The sequence below is a fragment of the Streptomyces akebiae genome (genome assembly GCF_019599145.1).
Classification (GTDB): Bacteria; Actinomycetota; Actinomycetes; order Streptomycetales; family Streptomycetaceae; genus Streptomyces; species Streptomyces akebiae.
This window is the reverse complement of the sequence record NZ_CP080647.1, coordinates 1,786,733-1,806,102: the sequence shown is the minus strand read 5'-3', so window position 1 is coordinate 1,806,102 and position 19,370 is coordinate 1,786,733. Positions and strand designations below refer to the sequence as shown.

Annotated in this window: 17 protein-coding genes; 15 read left to right on the top strand and 2 right to left on the bottom strand. The window is 73.6% G+C overall.

Annotated features, from left to right (window positions below):
• Positions 1–22: 22 nt before the first annotated feature.
• Positions 23–694: a hypothetical protein gene (locus tag K1J60_RS07900; protein WP_220645556.1), complete on the bottom strand. Its 672-nt coding sequence runs from the start codon at positions 692–694 to the stop codon at positions 23–25.
• A 190-nt stretch (positions 695–884) separates the two neighbouring features.
• Between K1J60_RS07900 and K1J60_RS07895 the strand changes: the two genes are divergently transcribed.
• The 14 genes from K1J60_RS07895 (at position 885) to K1J60_RS07830 (ending at position 16,827) form a co-directional block, all read left to right on the top strand.
• Entirely contained in the window at positions 885–1,580 is a 696-nt protein-coding gene (locus tag K1J60_RS07895; RefSeq protein ID WP_259407608.1) for a DUF4232 domain-containing protein, read from the top strand.
• Positions 1,581–1,638: 58 nt separating this feature from the next.
• Entirely contained in the window at positions 1,639–2,496 is an 858-nt protein-coding gene (locus K1J60_RS07890) for a class I SAM-dependent methyltransferase (protein ID WP_220645555.1), read from the top strand.
• A gap of 64 nt (positions 2,497–2,560) precedes the next feature.
• Positions 2,561–4,423 (top strand): gamma-glutamyltransferase family protein, encoded by a 1,863-nt coding sequence (locus tag K1J60_RS07885; RefSeq protein ID WP_220645554.1) that lies wholly within the window; start codon positions 2,561–2,563, stop codon positions 4,421–4,423.
• Between the two features lie 118 nt (positions 4,424–4,541).
• Positions 4,542–5,390, top strand: a complete 849-nt coding sequence (locus K1J60_RS07880; RefSeq protein ID WP_220645553.1) for an inositol monophosphatase family protein — start codon at positions 4,542–4,544, stop codon at positions 5,388–5,390.
• Between the two features lie 278 nt (positions 5,391–5,668).
• Positions 5,669–7,081, top strand: a complete 1,413-nt coding sequence (locus K1J60_RS07875; RefSeq protein ID WP_220651335.1) for a phytoene desaturase family protein — start codon at positions 5,669–5,671, stop codon at positions 7,079–7,081.
• 104 nt (positions 7,082–7,185) lie between these two features.
• Positions 7,186–8,178 carry an SCO3242 family prenyltransferase gene (locus K1J60_RS07870; protein ID WP_220645552.1) on the top strand — a complete coding sequence of 331 codons (993 nt, stop codon included), beginning with the start codon at positions 7,186–7,188 and terminating at the stop codon, positions 8,176–8,178.
• A 32-nt stretch (positions 8,179–8,210) separates the two neighbouring features.
• Complete coding sequence (locus K1J60_RS07865; protein WP_220645551.1) at positions 8,211–9,059, top strand: sugar phosphate isomerase/epimerase family protein; 849 nt, start codon at positions 8,211–8,213, stop codon at positions 9,057–9,059.
• 102 nt (positions 9,060–9,161) lie between these two features.
• Positions 9,162–9,947 carry an EboA domain-containing protein gene (locus K1J60_RS07860; RefSeq protein WP_220645550.1) on the top strand — a complete coding sequence of 262 codons (786 nt, stop codon included), beginning with the start codon at positions 9,162–9,164 and terminating at the stop codon, positions 9,945–9,947.
• A gap of 320 nt (positions 9,948–10,267) precedes the next feature.
• Positions 10,268–11,122 carry a TatD family hydrolase gene (locus K1J60_RS07855; RefSeq protein ID WP_220651334.1) on the top strand — a complete coding sequence of 285 codons (855 nt, stop codon included), beginning with the start codon at positions 10,268–10,270 and terminating at the stop codon, positions 11,120–11,122.
• Positions 11,123–11,132: 10 nt separating this feature from the next.
• Positions 11,133–12,365, top strand: a complete 1,233-nt coding sequence (gene eboE, locus K1J60_RS07850) for a metabolite traffic protein EboE (protein ID WP_220645549.1) — start codon at positions 11,133–11,135, stop codon at positions 12,363–12,365.
• A 103-nt stretch (positions 12,366–12,468) separates the two neighbouring features.
• Positions 12,469–13,869 (top strand): alkaline phosphatase family protein, encoded by a 1,401-nt coding sequence (locus tag K1J60_RS07845; RefSeq protein ID WP_220645548.1) that lies wholly within the window; start codon positions 12,469–12,471, stop codon positions 13,867–13,869.
• On the top strand, positions 13,866–15,059 hold the full coding sequence (locus tag K1J60_RS07840) for a cytochrome P450 (RefSeq protein ID WP_220645547.1): 1,194 nt from the start codon (positions 13,866–13,868) through the stop codon (positions 15,057–15,059). The genes K1J60_RS07845 and K1J60_RS07840 overlap by 4 nt, the downstream gene beginning before the upstream one ends.
• A gap of 169 nt (positions 15,060–15,228) precedes the next feature.
• Positions 15,229–15,738: an O-acetyl-ADP-ribose deacetylase gene (locus tag K1J60_RS07835; RefSeq protein WP_220645546.1), complete on the top strand. Its 510-nt coding sequence runs from the start codon at positions 15,229–15,231 to the stop codon at positions 15,736–15,738.
• Positions 15,739–15,972: 234 nt separating this feature from the next.
• Positions 15,973–16,827: a hypothetical protein gene (locus K1J60_RS07830; RefSeq protein WP_220645545.1), complete on the top strand. Its 855-nt coding sequence runs from the start codon at positions 15,973–15,975 to the stop codon at positions 16,825–16,827.
• Positions 16,828–16,913: 86 nt separating this feature from the next.
• Here the strand turns inward: K1J60_RS07830 and K1J60_RS07825 are convergent, their stop codons facing one another.
• Positions 16,914–17,282 (bottom strand): ArsR/SmtB family transcription factor, encoded by a 369-nt coding sequence (locus K1J60_RS07825; RefSeq protein ID WP_033529834.1) that lies wholly within the window; start codon positions 17,280–17,282, stop codon positions 16,914–16,916.
• A gap of 57 nt (positions 17,283–17,339) precedes the next feature.
• Here K1J60_RS07825 and K1J60_RS07820 point away from each other — a divergent pair, with 57 nt between their 5' ends.
• Positions 17,340–19,304, top strand: coding sequence for a heavy metal translocating P-type ATPase (locus K1J60_RS07820; protein WP_220645544.1), 1,965 nt, complete (start codon positions 17,340–17,342; stop codon positions 19,302–19,304).
• The last annotated feature ends 66 nt before the right edge of the window (positions 19,305–19,370 follow it).

The window sequence follows — 19,370 nt, the reverse complement described above, 5'->3', positions numbered from 1 at the left end:
GCGGCCGTGCCGGAAGACGCCCCTACACGGTGTCCTCCAGCACGGCCGCCGCTTCCTTCGCGGCCTTGATGGCGCCCTTGTTGATCTCGTCCGTGCCGGGCGCCTTCCGTGACTCGAAGTCGCTGCCGTTGTAGGTGACGACCACCAGGGCGTTGGACATCCGGACGTACACCACGCCCTCGCGGGTCTGCTGCTTGTCCTCCGTGGTGAGGTTCACGACGGAGTAGGCCTCGTCACCGAGACCGGGCACGGCGCCGCCGCCACTCTTCTCCGTGGTGCGCGTCCTGTAGGCGCTTTCGGCCTTGTCGTCCGACTGCTGGATCTCGTACGAGACGTCCAGCCAGCGGTAGTCGAAGCCCTTGAGCGCGTTCCACGAGCAGGTGCGGCGTACGGACTCGTTGGTCGACGCGATCTCCTTGCCGGCCGTCTTCGCGCCGGGAACAAGTGATGTGACCGTTTTCTCCGTAACGCCGGAGCAGGGCGAGGGCGCCTTCTCGTACGTCTTGGTCACCGTCGTCGTCGACGGCGCGGACTCGTCGGTCGAGACGGGCCCCGACGCCGTGTCCTGCGCGGAGTCCTCCCCGGCCGGGCTCGCGGACAGCGGACCGGACGACAACGCCCAGCCCGCGACGGCGAGTACGGCGACGGGCATCAGTCGCGCGGTGAGGGCGAGCGGCAGAGGGAGATCACGCACAGCGCACTTCTCGGGGTCGAGGCGGCGGTACCGCCGGGCGGTGGGGTACGCCAGTGTCACACGACTGCCTGTGGGACGAAAGTGCGAACGCGCTCCGTGCATACACGGTGACTGGGTCTCCCACGTGCGCAGTGGTGGCGTCCCGCCCGGAGTCACGGCGTCCGCGCCGCGTTCGTGTGAGGATCGGCCCGTGATCCCGATACGCGGCCGTACGGCCTTCCCCGCGCTCCTGGTGGCGGCGCTGACCCTGGCCGTCGGTGGCTGCGGACTCTCGGACGAAGTGGACCGCGAACTCGATCCCGACCGCGCGGCACCGCAGCGATCGGCCTCGCCGACGCCCCCGCACGTGCCGGAGGGGCTGCGGGTCTCGGAACCGCCCGTGGCCCCGGAGACGGAACCCGGCGCGGGGCCCGCCGAGGCCGCCTCACCCGATGCCACGGCCGCCTGCCCGACCTCCGGAGTGCGCATGCTGCCCGGCCTCGTGGAGGCGGCGATGGGCTTGCGGGCGATGAGCGTGACCCTCACCAACTGCGGCGAGAAGACGTACACCGTCGAGGGCTACCCCTCGATCCAACTGCTCGACGCGGACGGCGAGGCCTATGACGACGTACGCGTCCTCCAGGGGCCCCAGGACGTCACCACGGGCGTGCCCGACCTCGGTCCGCACCAAGTCACCCTGAAACCCGGCGAATCCGCGGCGACCTCGCTGGTCTGGCGCAACACGGTCACCGAGGCGGACGTACCGGCCGTCAACGCCCCCGGCCTGCGCATCGCCCCGCTCCCCGGCCGCCCCGCCGAAGTCCTCACCCCCGACGGCGGCCTCGACCTCGGCAACACGGGCCGCCTCGGCACGACGGCATGGACGCAGCTGGCCCCGGATTTCTGACCCGTCCCGGGTTCATAACCGGTTGCGGGTCCGTCGCGGTGATCAGCACCCTGGAACCATGAGCCGGTCACCGTACGACACCGAGCCCCAACTCCCTGCCCTGCCCCAGGAGATACTCGCCTACTACGAGCAGGGAGGGGAGCTCACCCGCCTCAGACAGGGCGCCGGTCGGCTGGAGTTCTGGCGCACCCAGGACCTCCTTCGCCGACTGCTGCCCGGGGCCCCCGCGCGGGTTCTGGACGTCGGTGGCGGCACGGGGATCCACGCCGAATGGCTGGCCGAGGACGGGTACGAGGTCGAGGTCGTCGATCCCGTGCCGATGCACGTGGAGCGGTCCGGGCGGCTGCCCGGAGTCACCGCCCGGCTCGGCGACGCCCGTGCGCTGCCCGCCGACACCGCCGCGTACGGCGTCGTGCTCCTCCTCGGACCGCTCTACCATCTGCCCGAACGCCCGCACCGGGTAAGGGCTTTGGCGGAGGCCCGGCGGGCGGTGCGGCCGGGGGGCGCGGTCGTCGCGGCCACGATCAACCGCTTCGCGGGGCTCAACGACAGCCTCATGCAGGGGAACTACTTCATCCCGGAGCGCCGCGAGCGCACCGACGCAGTGTCGGCCCACGGCAGGCACCGGTACTCGGCGGCGGACCCGCACTTCACCACCGCCTACTTCGCCGATCCGGCCGACGTGCCGCGCGAGTTCGCCGAGGCCGGGCTCGCGCCCGAGGGGCAGTACGGCGTCGAGGGCGTCGCCTGGCTGATGGGCGGGGTGGAGGAGTGGCTGGACGACCCGGAGCGCCGGGAGGCCGTGCTGGCGGCGACCCGACGTATCGAGTCGGAGCCCACGCTGCTCGGGGCGAGTGGACATGTGCTGACGGTGGGGCGGAGGTCGGGAGAAGACCCGGAGGGCCGCCTCGGCTGAGCCGCGGTGCGACGCGCGCTGCGTACGATCACGGAACGCCCGTCGCGCAGTGAGGAGTCCGCCCGTGTTCACCACTCGACCGACGCTCCAGGGGACCTTCGGCATGGTGTCCTCCACGCACTGGCTCGCCTCGCAGTCGGCGATGGCGGTCCTGGAGGACGGCGGCAACGCCTTCGACGCGGCCGTGGCGGCCGGCTTCGTCCTGCACGTCGTCGAACCGCACCTCAACGGCCCGGCGGGCGAGGTGCCCATCATCCTCGCCCCGGCCGGCGGCGAGGTCCGGGTGCTGTGCGGACAGGGCGTGGCACCCGCCGGGGCGTCCGCCGCGCACTACCGGGAGCTCGGCCTGGAACTCGTCCCCGGCACGGGCCCGTTGGCCGCCGCCGTGCCCGGCGCCTTCGACGCGTGGATGCTCCTCCTGCGCGACCACGGCACCAAGGACCTGGCCGACGTCCTGAAGTACGCCATCGGGTACGCGGAGGACGGACATCCGCCCGTGGAGAACGTGGGGGCGACCGTCGAGTCCGTGCGGGACCTCTTCGAGAAGGAGTGGCTGTCGTCGGCGGAGGTGTACCTGCCGGACGGACGCGCCCCCCGACCCGGCGAGCTCTTCCGCAACCCGGCCCTGGCCGCCACCTGGCGGCGGCTGCTCGCCGAGGTCGAGGGGGCCGGGGACCGCGAGGCCCGGATCGAGGCGGCGCGCGCGGTGTGGCGCTCCGGCTTCGTCGCCGAGGCCCTCGTCCGCCAGGCCGGCCGGCCCACCCTCGACACCACCGGCGAACGGCACACCGGCACCCTCACCATGGCCGACCTGGCCGCCTGGTCCGCGACCTACGAGGCACCGGCGACGTACGACTGGAACGGCTGGACCCTGTGCAAGGCGGGCCCCTGGAGCCAGGGCCCGGTCCTCCTCCAGCAACTCGCCCTGCTGCCGGGCGACCTGCCCCCGTACGGGTCCTCCGAGTACGTCCACCTCCTCGTCGAGGGCTGCAAGCTCGCCATGGCGGACCGGGAGGCCTGGTACGGGGACGCGGCGCCGGTGCCGCTCGCCGAACTGCTGTCCGACGAGTACAACGCCGCGCGACGGGCGCTCGTCGGCGACACGGCCTCGTACGACCTGCTGCCGGGCGCCCCGGGCGGCCGTACCCCGCGGCTGAGCGCGTACGCGCGCGTGGTGGCCACCGACGAACCGGGCTTCAGCGCGCTGGGTGTCGGCGAGCCCACGGTCGCCAAGGGCCTCGGGGGAGCCGGCGAGCCCACCGTGGCGAAGAGTCCCCGGTCGCCGGTGCCGGGGGAGCCGGAGGTCGCGGCGGACGGCGCCACCCGGGGCGACACCTGCCACCTCGACGTCGTCGACCGCTGGGGCAACATGGTCGCGGCCACGCCCAGCGGCGGCTGGCTGCAGTCCAACCCGGTGGTGCCCGAGCTGGGCTTCCCGCTCGGCACCCGGCTGCAGATGGCCTGGCTGGACGAGGGCCTGCCCAACTCCCTCACCCCTGGCCGCCGCCCACGCACCACGCTCACCCCGTCGCTGGCGCTGCGCGACGGTGTGCCCGTCATGGCCTTCGGCACGCCCGGCGGCGACCAGCAGGACCAGTGGCAGCTGCACTTCTTCCTCGCCGTCGCCCTCCGTCCGCGGGTGCGCGGCGGCCTCGACCTCCAGGGCGCGATCGACGCCCCCAACTGGCACAACGACAGCTTCCCCGGCTCCTTCTACCCGCGCGGCATGCGTCCCGGCAGCGTCACCGTCGAGTCCCGGACGCCCCGGCGGGTCGTCGAGGAACTGCGCCGGCGCGGCCATGACGTCGTCGTCGGCGAGGCCTGGTCCGAGGGCCGTCTGTGCGCGGTCGCACGCGACCCGGAGACCGGCGTGCTGTCGGCGGCGGCGAATCCGCGCGGCATGCAGGGGTACGCGGTCGGGCGCTGAGCCGGGGCGGACCTCGCGCTTGCGACGCACACCGGACGGACCCGGGAATTCACGGCGATTCCATGCTGAATACATCGAACGGGTGGGGATTGTCAGTGCCGCGTGCTGTCATGGAGGCATGATCGAAGACAACGAAACCATCGACGAGTTTCTCGCCCGCCACGCCTCGGACGTCGAGGAAGCGATCCGCAAGGCCGCCGCCACGGAGATCATGCCGCGCTTCCGGCAGCTCGCCGCGCACGAGGTCGACCAGAAGAGCGGCCCGCACGACCTGGTGACCGACGCCGACCGCAAGGCCGAGCTGTACCTCACGGAGGCGCTCCCCGCGCTGCTGCCCGGGTCGGTCGTGGTCGGCGAGGAGGCGGTGCACGCCAACCCCGCGTCTTACGAGGCGCTCCAGGGCGAGGCGCCGGTCTGGATCGTCGACCCGGTGGACGGCACCCGGCAGTTCGTGCGCGGCGAGCCCGGCTTCTGCACCCTCGTCGCCCTCGCCCAGGGCGGGGTTCTGCTCGCCTCCTGGACGTACGCCCCCGCCCTCGACCGGCTCGCCGTGGCGATCCGGGGTCGGGGGGCCACGCTCGACGGTGAGCCGCTGCGCGCCGGGTCGCCCGAGCCCGGCCGCGACCTCGACATAGCCACCTCCCACCCGGACTACACCACGGAGGAGCAGAAGCGGGCCCTGCTCGGCCTCTGGACCGACGGGGTGTCCCCGCGCGCCTGCGGCTCGGCCGGGCTGGAGTATCTCGCCATCGCCGAGGGCAACCTGGACGCGGTCGCCTTCAGTTGGGAAGCGGCCTGGGACCACGCGGCCGGCCTCCTCCTGGTCGAGGAGGCGGGCGGCGCCCACCTCACCCTGTCCGGCGTGCCCTTCCGCATCACGGGCGGCAACGCCCTGCCCTTCACCGCGTCCCGGGACGCGGCCACGGCCCGCCGGGTGGTGGGGCTGCTGGCGGGCGGGGCCGCCTGAGCGGAGGGAGCGGCCGGCGCGCGAGGACGCCCGGACCGGACGCGCTGTCCCGCGCAGGACGCCACGCGGCCCGGAGTGCCAGTCGTCCGGCGCGGGTCACCGTGACCTGAGGATGCCGAGCGGTCCGCAGTGTGAGTCCTCCGGCGCGGGCCACCCGTGACCGGCGCTGTCGGTGCCGCGGCATATCCTGAGCGCAGGTCTTGCCCACGGCGGGAGCCCGGTGGCGAGGCCTGGTGGTCATCGGCCGACGACGACGAAGGGGTCCGGACGTGCCGTCGATGCTCGACGCGGTGGTGGTGGGGGCGGGGCCGAACGGCCTGACGGCCGCCGTGGAGCTGGCCCGCCGCGGCTTCTCCGTGGCCCTGTTCGAGGCGAAGGACACCGTGGGAGGGGGCGCCCGCACCGCCGAGCTGACCCTGCCCGGCTTCCACCACGACCCCTGCTCGGCCGCCCACCCCCTCGGCGTCAACTCGCCCGCGTTCAAGGCGATGCCGCTCCACCGCTACGGCCTGGAGTGGCTGCACGCCGACCTCCCGATGGCGCACCCCTTCCTCGACGGCTCGGCGGCCGTGCTGTCGCGCTCGGTGGGGGAGACGGCCGCCTCGTTCGGGCCGCGTGACGCGGGTGCGTACCGCAGGCTGGTCGAGCCCTTCCTGCCCCGGTGGGACACGCTGGTGCGGGACTTCATGTCGCTGCCGCTGTCCGCCCTGCCCCGTGATCCGGTCACCCTCGCCCGCTTCGGCCTCGTAGGCCTGCCGCCCTCGACCTGGTTGATGCGCCGCTTCAAGGACGAGAAGGCCAAGGCGCTCTTCGCCGGACTCGTCGCCCATGTCATCGCCCCGCTCGGCGGCCTCGCCACCGGCGCCGTCGGCCTGGTCTTCGCCCTGGCCGCGCACGCCGCCGGCTGGCCGGTCGCCAAGGGAGGCTCGCAAGCCATCTCCGACGCGCTCGCCGCCTACCTGAAGGACCTCGGCGGCACCGTCCACACCGACTACGAGGTCAAGCGCCTCGACGACCTGCCGCCCGCCCGCGCCTACGTCTTCGACACCTCACCCACCGCGCTGGCCCGGATCGCGGGCTTCGGCGGCCACTACGACGCGTACCGCTACGGCGCGAGCGTCTTCAAGCTCGACTACGCGCTGGACGGCCCCGTGCCGTGGACCGCCGAGGAGGCACGCGTCGCCGGTACCGTCCAGGTCGGGGCGAGCCGGGCCGAGATCGGCGCGGCGCTCGACGCGGCCTCCCGGCAGGGCCGCGCGCCCGACCGCCCCTTCCTGATCACCGTGCAGCCCAGCCTGGTGGACCCCGGCCGAGCCCCCGAGGGCAAGCACGTCTTCTGGGCGTACGGCCACGTCCCGAACGGCTGGACGGGCGACCTCACGGACGCCGTCGAGCGCCAACTGGAGCGTTTCGCCCCGGGCTTCCGCGACCGCGTCCTCGCCCGCGCCACCGCCGGCCCGCCCGAACTCGCCGCGCACAACGCGAACTACGTGGGCGGCGACATCGCCTGCGGCGCCGCCTCCGGCCTCCAGCTGCTGCTTCGCCCCAAGCTCTCGCTCCGCCCGTACGACACCCCGCATCCGGCCGTCTTCATCTGCTCCTCCGCGACCCCGCCGGGACCCGGGGTGCACGGAATGTCGGGCCACAACGCGGCCAAGGCGGTGTGGCGGAGACTGCGACAGGAACCCTGAGTTCACCCGCGCGCCGAGCAACATCTCGGACAACATCACGAACAGGCAAAGGTCTTCACGCTTTTTCCGTGTGAATGTTCAAGTGGCGTGGGTAAGTTGCCGCCATGAAAGATCGGAGAGCGGTACCGGGCTCCGGCTCACGGCCTCGACCGGGCCTTGCCGACCTCGCACAACTCGTCCGCGCGCCCGCCGCGTTGAGCGTCCCGGGCGATGTGCTCGCGGGGGCCGCCGCCGCGGGGCACCCGCTGGGCCTGCGGACGGTCGGCGTGATGGGGTCGTCCGTCTGCCTCTACTGGGCCGGCATGGCCCTCAACGACTACGCCGACGCCGTGATCGACGCGGTCGAGCGCCCCGAGCGCCCCGTCCCGTCCGGCCGTGTCCCGCGCCGCACCGCCCTCGCCGTCGCGGGCACCCTGACCGCCGGAGGCCTCGCGCTCGCCGCCGCCTCGGGGGGCCGCCGGAGCCTCATGGGAGCGCTTCCGCTGGCGGCCGCCGTGTGGGCCTACGACCTGAAGCTCAAGTCCACCCCGGCCGGCCCGGCCGCCATGGCCTCCGCGCGCGCCCTCGACGTGCTCGCGGGTGCGTTGGCCGCCGGGCGCGGTCCGCACCGCACCACCGGAACCGGTGCCGCCCTGCTGCGCGGCACCGTCCCCGCCGCGCTGGTCGGCGCCCACACCTACACCCTGACCGCCCTCAGCCGCCACGAGATCTCGGGCGCCCCCGCCCGGCTCCCGGCCGCGACCCTCGCCGCCTCCACGACCACCGCCCTCGCCACGGCACTCCCGGCCGCCCGCACGGCCGCGGCCTGGCGTGCCGGGCGACTTCAGGGGCGCGCCGGCACCACCGCGGCCGCCCGGGCCGTCGTGGTGACCGCGGGCGCCCTCGCCTACCTCGGCAGCTACGGCACGGCTCAGGCCCGTGCCGTGGGGGAACCGTCGGGCGAGAACGTCCGACGGGCCGTCGGGGCCGGGATCCTCGGGCTGATGCCCCTGCAGGCGGCGTTGACCGCACGGAGCGGAGCCACGGCAGCGGCGGCGGCACTCGGCGTCGTACACCCCCTCGCGCGGCGGCTCGCCCGGCGCATCTCCCCCACCTGAACAGCACGGACCTCCGCAGGAGGAAAGCCGGAATGACCCCGCCCCCCACCCCCCTCAGATTCGGCTACGGCACCAACGGCTTCACCAACCACCGGCTGGGCGACGTCCTCGCGGTCCTCGCCGACCTCGGCTACGACGGTGTCGCCCTCACCCTCGACCACGGCCATCTCGACCCGTACGCGGACGACCTGCCCCGGCGGGTGGCCGAGATCGCCCGGGACCTGGCCCGGCACGGGCTGGACGTCACGGTGGAGACCGGCGCGCCCTACCTCCTCGACCCCTGGGGCAAGCACCAGCCGACCCTCATGGCCGACGGGGCCGAGCGCAGGACCGACCTGCTGCGACGGGCCGTACGCATCGCCGCCGACCTCGGCTCGCCCACCGTCCACCTGTGCAGCGGCCCGGCGCCCGACGACGGGCTGCCGGAGCGGGACGCGTGGAAACGGCTCGCGGCGGGCGTCGAGAGCGTCCTGGAGACGGCGGAGGAGTACGGCGTCTCGCTGGCCTTCGAACCCGAGCCGTACATGTTCGTCGACACCGTGGAGCGGTGCCTCGAACTCGCCGACCTGGTCGGTGGGCACGAGCTGTTCGGCATCACCCTCGACGTGGGGCACGCGCACTGCGTGGAGGACCGGACCGTGCTGGAGTGCGTCCGCCTCGCCGCGCCGCGTCTGCTGAACGTCCAGATCGAGGACATGCGGAGGGGCGTCCACCGGCATCTCGAACTCGGCACCGGCGAGATCGACTTCCCACCCGTGCTCGCCGCCCTCCAGGACCTCGACCACCGCGGACTGGTCTCCGTGGAAATCCAGGGCGGTTCCCTCGACGCCCCCGAAGTGGCCCGCCGCTCCCTCGACTTCCTGCGTGCGGCGACGACCTGACCGACCCTGCCCGACGATCTCACCCGCCACCCGTCACGTCGTGCCCCCTTCAGCCCCACCCCGCACTCCGGGTCCTCCACCCCCACAGGAGGTTGTTCCGTCATGGTCTCCACCCGAATGCCGCCCTCCGAGACGGCCGAACACTCCGATCCCCGAACACTCCTCGCCCACCACCCGCCGGCCCCGGCCGCCCGCGCCTGGCTCGACGAGGCCGTGGCCCGTGTCACCGCACACCCCGCTGCCGTACGCACCCTGTTCCCCGCCGCCCGAAGACGCTGCGGGCGTGCCCGGCTGGACGCGCGCTGGACCGTCGACGAGGCGGCCCGCGCCGTCCTGCTGACCGCGTTGCCGCTGGGCGGACAGCCGCTGGCCGACGAACTGGCCGGCCTGCACCGCCACGGCGACCCGGCCGAACAGCGGGCGGTCCTGCGGACCCTGCCGCTGCTCGCCGCCCCGGACGGCGGCGACGCGGCCAGGGAGCCCCTCGGCGACCTCGCCCTGCCACTAGTCCGTGAAGCCCTGCGGGGCAACGACAGCGGCGTCATCGAGGCCGCCCTCGGCCCGTACGGCGCGGCCCGGCTGCCGGACGCCGAGTACCGGCAGGCCGTGCTGAAGTGCGTGTTCCAGGAGATCCCACTGGGCCGGATCGACGGGCTTCCCGCCCGTGCCGACGCCGAACTCGCCCGGATGCTGGCCGACTTCGCGCACGAGCGGGTCGCCGCCGGGCGCGACGTACCGGCGGACATCTGGCCCGTCGTCCGGCCCTTCCCCGCAGCCGACCGGCTCACCGACGGACTCACCGCGGAGACGCGGGCCGCCGCGCCCGAGCGCCGAGAGGCCGCCGAGCACGCCCTGGAGGCGCTCCATCGGGCCACGGCCTCCCCCTAGCCACGGCCTTCCCCTGGCCCTTGCCTTCCCCTGGCCACGGCCTTCGCCTGGCCATTGCCTCCCGTAGACGCGACCTTCCCCAGCCCTCGCCTCTTCCCCTGGCCATCGCATCCTCGTGGCCACGGCCACCCCTAGCCGCTGCCTTGCCGCACCACCGCAGTAAGCGCAACACCACGGCCACCGCCACACCGCAGCCACCGCTCCCGCACGGCCACGGCCTCCGCATGGTCACCGTGTCCGTCCGGCCACCTCCCCTCATCGTCACCGCCACGGCCACCGCCGGCGCGGTTCACCGGATCACCCGAGGAAAAGGCCTGCCCGTGCGCATCTTCGACCCCCACATCCACATGACCTCCCGCACCACCGACGACTACGAGGCGATGCACGCGGCCGGAGTGCGCGCCGTCGTCGAGCCGGCGTTCTGGCTGGGTCAGCCCCGTACCTCGCCCGAGAGCTTCTACGACTACTTCGACGCGCTGCTCGGCTGGGAGCCCTACCGAGCCGCCCAGTTCGGCATCCAGCACTTCTGCACGATCGCCCTCAACCCCAAGGAGGCCAACGATCCGCGGTGCCGGCCCGTCCTGGACGAACTGCCCCGCTACCTCGCCAAGGACCGGGTGGTCGCGGTCGGCGAGATCGGCTACGACTCCATGACGCCGGAGGAGGACGACGCCCTGGCGCTCCAGCTCCAGTTCGCGATCGAGCACGAACTGCCCGCCCTCGTGCACACCCCGCACCGCGACAAGGCCACCGGGACCCGTCGGACCCTGGACGTCGTACGGGAGTCGGGCATCGCCCCCGAACTCGTCGTCCTGGACCACCTCAACGAGCTGACCGTGGGCATGGTCCTCGACAGCGGCTGCTGGGCCGGATTCTCGATCTACCCCAGGACCAAGATGAGCGAGGACCGCATGGTGACCATCCTCCAGGAGCACGGCACCGAGCGCGTCCTCGTCAACTCGGCCGCCGACTGGGGCCGTTCGGATCCACTCAAGACCCGGAAGACCGCGGACGCCATGCTCGCCGCCGGGTTCGACGACGACACCGTGGACCGGGTGCTGTGGCGCAACCCGGTCGCGTTCTACGGCCAGAGCGGACGGCTGGACCTCGACGAGCCCAAACCGGACGAGGAGTCGAGCTTCCAGGGCAACTCCGTCCGGCGCGGCGGGGAGTGAGGGGACCCCCATGCGCTTCCGGCATCCCGACGGCACCGCCGTCCACCTCGGCTACTGCAGCAACGTCCATCAGGCGGAGGACCTCGACGGCGTCCTCGCGCAACTCGCCGACCACGCGGAACCGGTGCGGGAGCGGCTGGGCGTCGACCGGCTGGGCATCGGACTCTGGCTCGCCCGTGACGTCGTCGCCCGACTGACCTCGGAACCGGGCGAGTCACGGCGCCTCAAGGACGAACTCGAAGCCCGCGGCCTGGAGACCGTCACCCTGAACGCCTTCCCCTACGCCGGGTTCCACCGCGAAGTGGTCAAGAAGGACGTCTACCTCCCCGACTGGGCGGACGAGGCCCGCCTGAGCCACACCCTCGACTGCGCCCGTGTCCTCGCCGCGCTCCTGCCCGACGACGCGGAGCGCGGCAGCGTCTCCACCCTGCCGCTGGCCTGGCGCACACCCTGGCCGCCGGACCGCGCCGACACCGCCCGCCGTGCCCTGGACCGGCTCGCCGCCGGGCTCGCCACGATCGAGTCGGACACCGGCCGCCGCGTCCGCGTCGGCTTCGAACCCGAGCCCGGCTGCGTCGTGGAGACCACCGCCCAGGCCGTACGGGAACTGCGCGGGCTCGACCCCGAACGGCTCGGTGTCTGTCTCGACGCCTGCCACCTCGCCGTGCAGTTCGAGGAACCCGGCGCGGCCCTGCGCCGCCTGGCCGAGGCCGGTCTGCCGGTCGTCAAGCTCCAGGCGTCCTGCGCGGTGGAGGCCGCCGACCCGGCCGACCCCACCGCCCGCGCGGCCCTGCGGCGCCTCGCCGAACCACGCTTCCTGCACCAGACGCGCACGGCGGCCAGATGGAAGGACCGGGAGCAGCGCACGGCGGCACGGTGGACGGACCCGGACAAGCGCACGCCGGCCGAGCAGGGGGATCCGGAGGTGCGGGGCGTCGACGATCTGCCGGACGCGCTGGACGGGGGCCTGCCCACGGACACCGGCCCCTGGCGCGTCCACTTCCACGCCCCGCTGCACGCCGACCCCGAACCGCCGCTGCGCACCACCGCCGACCAGTTGGGCGAGGTCCTGGCCGGACTGCTCGGCGGGCCCGCGGCCGACTGCGACCACATCGAGGTCGAGACCTACACCTGGTCCGTCCTGCCCGAACCGCCCACCGACCTGCCCGGTGGGATCGCCGCCGAACTCGCGTGGGCCCGCGACCGGTTGACCGGCCTCGGCCTCAAGGACGATCAGCGATGAGTCCCCGACACCGTCCCGCGGGGAAGCCCCTGACCGGGCTCCCGGCCCACCCTCAAGGAGAACCATCGATGAGCCTTTGGCCCAGCACCGAGGAGCACCGGCGATGAGCACCCGATCCCGCCGGCTCGTCGTACTCGACATCGTCGGACTCACCCCGAAACTGCTGGCGCACATGCCCGCCGTGGCCGCCCTCGGCGAGCGTGGCTTCCAGGCCCGGCTCGACCCCGTCCTGCCCGCCGTGACCTGCACGGTCCAGTCCACGTTCCTCACCGGCGAACCGCCCGCCGGGCACGGCGCGGTCGGCAACGGCTGGTACTTCCGGGACCTCGGCGAGGTGCTGCTGTGGCGCCAGCACAACGCGCTCGTCGGCGGCGAGAAGATCTGGGAGACGGCCCGCAGGACCGATCCCGGGTACAAGGTCGCCAACATCTGCTGGTGGTACGCGATGGGCGCGGACGTCGACCTCACGGTCACCCCGCGACCGGTGTACTACTCCGACGGCCGCAAGGAACCCGACTGCTACACCTGGCCGCCGAGCCTGCACGACGAACTCACCGACCGCCTGGGCCCGTTCCCCCTGTTCACCTACTGGGGCCCCAACGCAGGCATGCCCTCCACCCAGTGGATCCTGGGCGCCGCCCGCCAGGTCTTCGACGAGCACGACCCGGACCTCACTCTCGTCTACCTCCCCCAACTCGACTACGAGCCACAGCGATCCGGCCCGGACTCACCGGCCACGATCCGCGCCGCCCGCCAACTCGACGACGCGCTACGCCCGTTGCTCGACCACTTCCTGCGCGAGGACGCCACGGTCGTCGCCCTCAGCGAGTACGGCATCACGCCCGTGTCCCGCCCCGTCGACATCAACCGGGCCCTGCGCCGGGCCGGACTGCTCCAGGTGCACACCCAGGACGGCATGGAGTACCTCGACCCCTGGACCTCACGGGCCTTCGCGGTCGCCGACCACCAAGTGGCCCACGTGTACGTACGGGACCCGGCCGACACGGCGGAGGTCGCGAAGCTCCTGGCCGAACTCGACGGTGTGGAGGAGGTGTTGGACGCCGAGGGCAAGGCCGCGCACGGCCTGGACCACGAACGCTCCGGCGAACTCGTCGCCGTCGCCGACCCCGACGCCTGGTTCACGTACTACTACTGGCTCGACGACGCGCGTGCCCCCGACTTCGCCCGCCAGGTCGAGATCCACCGCAAGCCCGGCTACGACCCCGCCGAGCTGCTCTACGACGAGACCGTCCCCGCGGTGAAGCTGCGCGCCATCGGCCAGGTCGCCCGCAAGAAGCTGGGCTTCCGCTACCGCATCAGCACGGTGCCGCTGGACCCCGCCGGCATCCGGGGAAGCCACGGCCGCCTCCCCGCCGACCCCGACGACGGTCCCGTCCTGCTGTGCTCCACGAGCGAGCCGGCCCGCGACGCGTACGCCGCCACCGAGATCAAGTCCCTGCTGCTAGGCCTCGCGGGTCTGACGCGAGAGGAGCCGCACGCATGACCACCCACCCTTCCCACCCTCCCCTCCCCACCCTGCGCCCGCTGCTCGACCCGTCGCCGGAGTACGCCAAGTGGCGTTCCGAGGAGCCGATCCGGCGGGTGACGATCTGGGGTGACAACAGCCCGTGGCTGATCACCCGGCACGAGGACGCCCGCGCGGTCCTCGCCGATCCCCGCTTCAGCGCCGACGCGACCCACGACGGCTTCCCCGGCTTCCGCCCGCAGTCGCCGCCCCGCGCGCCGGGGCAGTTCTTCATGATGGACCCGCCCGACCACACCCGCCTGCGCCGCGTCCTGATCCCCGACTTCACCTTCCGCCGCATCGAACAGCTGAGGCCGGCGCTCGCCCGGATCTGCGGCGAACTGCTCGGCGCGATGACGGCGGACGGCGCCACGACCGCCGACCTGGTGAAGGCGTACGCCCTGCCGCTGCCCTCGCTCGCCATCTGCGAGCTGCTGGGCGTGCCGTACGAGGACCACGACTTCTTCCAGCGGCAGGCGAACGCGTTCAGCAGTCTCTCGTCGGGACCGAAGGAGATGATGGCCGCCCGCAAGGCCCTCCACACGTACCTGGGTGAACTGCTCGCCCGGCGCGCCCGGGAGCCCACCGACGATCTCCTCTCACGCCTCGCGCGGGACCGGGTGGCGACCGGCGAGGTGAGCGCGCCCGAGGCCGTCGGCATCGCCTCGCTGTTGCTGGTGGCAGGACACGAGACGACCGCGAACATGTTCCCGCTGGCGGTCGTGGCCCTGCTGCGCCACCCGGCGCAACTGGCCGCCCTGCGCGCGGAGCCCGGTCTGTGGCCCGGTGCCGTCGAGGAACTCCTGCGTCATCTGACCGTCGCGCACTCGGGACTGCGCCGGATCGCCACCGAGGACGTGGAGGTGGCCGGCGTCCGTGTCCGCGCGGGTGAGGGCGTGCTCGTCGCGCTCCAGGCGGCCAACCGCGACCCGTCCGCCTTCACCGACCCCGACACCCTGGACGTCCGCCGCAGCGCCGCCGGCCACCTGGCCTTCGGCCACGGACTGCACCAGTGCATCGGCCAGTCCCTCGCCCGCGCGGAACTCCAGGTCGGCCTGCCCGCCCTCTTCGACCGCCTGCCGGGACTGCGTCTGACCGTGCCTCCGGAGGACTTCGCGCTGACGATGACCACGGTCCACGGGGTGCGGTCGCTGCCGGTCGGCTGGTAGACCGTACGGGATCGGCCCCCGCCCCCGGGCCCGGCGAGGCCCGTGGCGCGGGCCGGTCCCGACCGCCGCCGAGGCTGGTTCCGTACGGTCACCGTCGCCGGTCGCGCCCGTCACGGAGCCGGTCGAAATCGGAGGCTCGCCCGTCCCGTCGGCTGATATAGAGGCGGGCATGACCACCATCACCCTCGTCCGGGGCGACATCACCCAGCAGTCCGTCGACGCCATCGTCAACGCGGCCAACTCCTCCCTCCTGGGCGGGGGAGGAGTGGACGGCGCCATCCACCGGCGCGGCGGCCCTGCCATCCTGGCCGACTGCCGCAAACTCCGCGCCTCTCATTACGGCAGTGGCCTGCCCACCGGCCAGGCCGTGGCCACGACGGCGGGCGACCTGGACGCGCGCTGGGTCATCCACACGGTCGGACCCGTCCACAGCCAGAGCCTCGACCGCTCCGCGCTCCTCGCCTCCTGCTACCGCGAGTCCCTCCGTGTCGCCGACGAGTTGGGAGCCCGGACCGTCGCCTTCCCCGCCGTTTCAGCCGGTGTCTACGGCTGGCCCATGGCGGACGCCGCCCGTATCGCCGTGGAGACGGTCCGCTCCACCGAGACCTCGGTCGAGGAGGTCAGGTTCGTCCTCTTCGACGACGAGGCGTACCAGGCGTTCGCCGAACAGGCGGGCTGACACCGGCACCGAGGGCGGGACGCGGCCCGGCGCCGCCCTCCCGCACTCCGACGGGCGAACGGCGAGGGCGAGTCGAACGGAGGCGTACGGAGCTGCCCGTCGCGGGAAACACGCTGGTCAGGGTCGGCGATGTCGTGGGGCGGCGTGCCTGGCCGGGGCGCCGCGCTCGTGTTGCGGCGCGTCGTGACGCCTCCCACCGTGAGCGCAAGGACAGCTGCTTCGAAAGGACTGCGCATGCGCGCCCTCGTCTCCCGTGCTCTTCTCCTGTCACCTCTGGTCTGCGGGGCACTGGTCCTCGGGCCGGTCGGTACCGCCACCGCGGCGGTCGACGCGGGCCGAACCGCCGCCGACCGTGCCGCGACCCGGGCCGCCGCGGTGCCCGAACCCGATCTGGACGCCTTCTTCGACTCGTTGGAGAAGGAGATCGACGCGCTCGTGGCGAACGAGGAGGCGGAGGCGGACGCCATCGTCGACAAGGAGATCGCCGACATGGAGGCGCTCTTCGCGCAGCTCGACAGCGACATGGACGCGCTGCTGGCGGACCTCGACGCCGACACGGACGCGGCCGCGGAGGCGGCGACCGGCACGGCCACGGCGACCGACGCCGTCGGCACCGACGTGGACGAGCTGCTCGGTCAGTTGGACATGCTCGACCGCATGGACCGCAGCGACGTGGTCGCCCCCCTGCTGGACGAGATGACCACCATCGCCAAGCTGGACGCCGACGAGCTGGACACCGCCGAGGCGGCCCGGCACATCGCGGCCCTGCGGACCGCCCACGCCACCGTTCAGCAGCGGTTGCAGAAGCTCGACGCGGCGGCCCCGGCCGGCTCCGACCGCGCCGCGGCGGCGGCCGACCCGGTCACGGATCTGCTGGCCGCGCTCCAGGCCGCGGTCGACGCGCTGCTCAAGGCGCTGACCTCGCTCGACCTGGGTGCGGTCCTGGGCGCGGTGACCGGTCTGCTCGCCCCGGTCCTCGGTGTCGTCACCGACCTCCTGCAGCCGGTACTCGGCCTGGTCACCGGCCTGCTCGGAGGACTGCTCGGCGGCCTGACCCCCTCGACGCTGCCGGCGGTTCCCGCAGCGTGACCCCACCCCGGGAGACTGCCCCGGCCCTCCGCGTCAAGCACCCGCCCCGGCCACCGGCCGGGGCGCTGCGGTGCCCGCCCGGTGCCTCAGTCCCCGTCCGGCGCGTCGCTGAGCCCCAGTCGCAGGTGTTCGACGTGGTAGACGGCCTGGTCCAGCAGCTCGGCGACATGGTGGTCGTGCAGCGCGTACACCACCGAACGGCCCCGGCGCTCGCCCACGACCAGGCCGAGGTTGCGCAGCAGGCGCAGCTGGTGTGAGCAGGCCGACTGTTCCATCCCGACCTCGGCGGCCAACTCGGTCGCCGGGAGCGGCCCTTCGCGCAGCCTGGCCAGGATCAGCAGGCGGGACGGGGTGGAGAGAGCCTGGAGGGTGGTGGCCACCTTGGCCACGTTGGCCGCGTCCAGACGCACACGAGGGGCGGCGTCCTGCGCTGAGGTGACGGCTCCATGACCCATGGCGAGTATCTTACCCATCGCATATGAAGGCATGAATGGGTCTTCATGTGTTCCTGTATGGTGGCCCGCGTGTCTGTCACCCTCACCCCCACCCCGGCCCGCCGTACGTCCGTGCCGACGGCCCCCCGCCGCCGCACCCGCGTCCTGGCCCTCCCCGAGGCCCGCTGGGCGCTGACGTCCACCCTCGCCTTCCTGCTCGCCTTCCCCCTGGACCTGGCCGGATCCTCCGCCTGGCTCTACGGCCCGCTCTACGTGCTCGCCTACGCGGCCGGCGGCTGGGAGCCCGCTCTCGAAGGGCTGCGGGCCCTGCGCGAGAAGAGTCTCGACGTAGACCTGCTGATGATCGTCGCGGCGCTGGGCGCGGCCGCGATCGGCCAGGTCCTCGACGGGGCCCTGCTGATCGTCATCTTCGCCACCTCCGGCGCCCTGGAGGCCCTGGCCACCGCCCGCACCGCGGACTCCGTACGCGGTCTGCTCGACCTCGCTCCCACCACCGCCACCCGGTTGTCGCCGGACGGCACGGCGGAGGAGAACGTGCCGACCGACCGACTCGCCGTCGGTGACGTGGTGCTGGTCCGCCCCGGCGAACGCATCGGCGCCGACGGCCGTGTCCTGGAGGGGCGGAGCGAGGCCGACCAGGCCACCATCACCGGCGAACCGCTGCCCGTCCCCAAGGCCCCGGGCGACGAGGTCTTCGCGGGCACCCTCAACGGCACGGGAGCGCTGCGCGTCCGCGTCGCACGGGACCCGGCCGACTCCGTGATCGCCCGCATCGTGAGCCTCGTCGAGGAGGCCTCCCGCACCAAGGCGCCGACCCAGCTCTTCATCGAGAAGGTCGAACAGCGGTACGCCGTAGGTGTCGTCGTCGCCACCCTCGCCGTCTTCGGCGTCCCCCTGGCCTTCGGCGAGGACCTCACGTCCGCGCTGCTCCGCGCCATGACCTTCATGATCGTCGCCTCGCCCTGCGCGGTGGTCCTCGCCACCATGCCGCCGCTGCTCTCCGCCATCGCCAACGCCGGCCGTCACGGTGTCCTCGTGAAGTCGGCCGTCGCGATGGAGCGGCTGGGCGAGATCGACGCCGCCGCGCTCGACAAGACCGGCACGCTCACCGAGGGCACGCCCGAGGTCGTCGCCGTACGACCGCTCCCGGGCTCCGGGCTCGACGAGGACGGGCTGCTGGCGCTGGCGGCGGCCGCCGAGTACCCGAGCGAACATCCGCTGGCCCGCGCGGTGGTGGCCGCCGCCGGGGCGCGGGGATTGCGGCAGGCCGTCGCCGAGGACTTCGTGGCCATGCCGGGCCGAGGGGTGCGGGCGACCGTCGAGGGGCACGTGGTGGCTGTGGGGCGGGTGAGGCAGCACGACGGCATCGGCGACGAGGCCGCCGGCGACGGGGCGGTCGCCGAAGGGACGACCGTTCTCGTCGAGCGGGACGGGGTCGCCGTCGGGACGCTCACCCTGGCCGACCGGCCGCGTCATGACGCGCCCGCCGCGGTGGCCGCCCTCACCGCCCTGACCGGTGTGTCGCCGGTCCTGCTGACCGGGGACAACGCGCGTGCCGCCGCCCGGGTGGCGGCCGACACCGGCATCGACGACGTGCGGGCCGGGCTCTTGCCGGAGGGCAAGGTGGAGGCGGTGCGGGAGCTGCAGCACGGGGGCGCGAAGGTCCTGTTCGTGGGCGACGGGGTCAACGACGCGCCCGCTCTCGCCGCCGCGCACGCCGGGGTGGCCATGGGCCGGGCGGGCTCCGATCTCGCGTTGGAGACCGCGGACGCGGTGGTGGTGCGCGACGAGTTGCGTGCGATTCCGGCGGTGGTGCGGCTGTCGCGGGCGGCCCGGCGGCTGGTGGTGCAGAACCTGGTGATCGCGGGGGTGTGCATCGCGGTACTGGTGGTGTGGGACCTGGCCGGGCACCTGCCGCTGCCCCTCGGGGTGGCGGGGCACGAGGGGTCGACGGTCGTGGTCGGGTTGAACGGGCTGCGGTTGTTGCGGGAGGCCGCCTGGCGGAGGGCCGCGCATGGCTGAAGCGGGCCGGGGCGCCTGAGGGGGGAGGAACTGTCCGTCGCACGGCGGCGGCGGGTGCGTGGGGGC

Bases quoted from the DNA above. Each gene is read 5' to 3' on its own strand.
- K1J60_RS07890 (WP_220645555.1), top strand. From the start codon at position 1,639: ATGAGCCGGTCACCGTACGACACCGAGCCCCAACTCCCTGCCCTGCCC.
- K1J60_RS07880 (WP_220645553.1), top strand. From the start codon at position 4,542: ATGATCGAAGACAACGAAACCATCGACGAGTTTCTCGCCCGCCACGCC.
- K1J60_RS07875 (WP_220651335.1), top strand. From the start codon at position 5,669: ATGCTCGACGCGGTGGTGGTGGGGGCGGGGCCGAACGGCCTGACGGCC.
- K1J60_RS07870 (WP_220645552.1), top strand. From the start codon at position 7,186: ATGAAAGATCGGAGAGCGGTACCGGGCTCCGGCTCACGGCCTCGACCG.
- K1J60_RS07865 (WP_220645551.1), top strand. From the start codon at position 8,211: ATGACCCCGCCCCCCACCCCCCTCAGATTCGGCTACGGCACCAACGGC.
- K1J60_RS07860 (WP_220645550.1), top strand. From the start codon at position 9,162: ATGGTCTCCACCCGAATGCCGCCCTCCGAGACGGCCGAACACTCCGAT.
- eboE (WP_220645549.1), top strand. From the start codon at position 11,133: ATGCGCTTCCGGCATCCCGACGGCACCGCCGTCCACCTCGGCTACTGC.
- K1J60_RS07845 (WP_220645548.1), top strand. From the start codon at position 12,469: ATGAGCACCCGATCCCGCCGGCTCGTCGTACTCGACATCGTCGGACTC.
- K1J60_RS07840 (WP_220645547.1), top strand. From the start codon at position 13,866: ATGACCACCCACCCTTCCCACCCTCCCCTCCCCACCCTGCGCCCGCTG.
- K1J60_RS07835 (WP_220645546.1), top strand. From the start codon at position 15,229: ATGACCACCATCACCCTCGTCCGGGGCGACATCACCCAGCAGTCCGTC.
- K1J60_RS07830 (WP_220645545.1), top strand. From the start codon at position 15,973: ATGCGCGCCCTCGTCTCCCGTGCTCTTCTCCTGTCACCTCTGGTCTGC.
- K1J60_RS07825 (WP_033529834.1), bottom strand. From the start codon at position 17,282: ATGGGTCATGGAGCCGTCACCTCAGCGCAGGACGCCGCCCCTCGTGTG.
- K1J60_RS07820 (WP_220645544.1), top strand. From the start codon at position 17,340: ATGGTGGCCCGCGTGTCTGTCACCCTCACCCCCACCCCGGCCCGCCGT.